This window comes from Streptomyces nanshensis, assembly GCF_001751255.1.
Lineage (GTDB): Bacteria > Actinomycetota > Actinomycetes > Streptomycetales > Streptomycetaceae > Streptomyces > Streptomyces nanshensis_A.
Genome location: NZ_LJGW01000444.1, coordinates 1 through 201, shown reverse-complemented (window position 1 = coordinate 201; position 201 = coordinate 1). Strand labels below are relative to the sequence as shown.

At 67.2% G+C, this 201-nt stretch carries 1 pseudogene; it reads left to right on the top strand.

Annotation, left to right across the window (positions count from 1 at the left end):
• Positions 1 to 201: pseudogene (locus AN218_RS37610) on the top strand (hypothetical protein); the annotation flags it as partial.

The window sequence follows — 201 nt, the reverse complement described above, 5'->3', positions numbered from 1 at the left end:
CTGATCTTCCTGGTGCTCGTCGGTATCGCGGTTGTGGTGGTCGTGTTCGTGAAGCGGAGGGACAGCCGGGATCGGGTGAGTGATCCGTGGGGTTCTGGCGGTGGTCCGACGGTGCCGTCGCAGTATCCGGGGCAGCAGTATCAGGCTCCGACGGGGCAGTTCGGCGGTCCGCCCAACTCGCCGCCTCCGCCGCCGAATCAG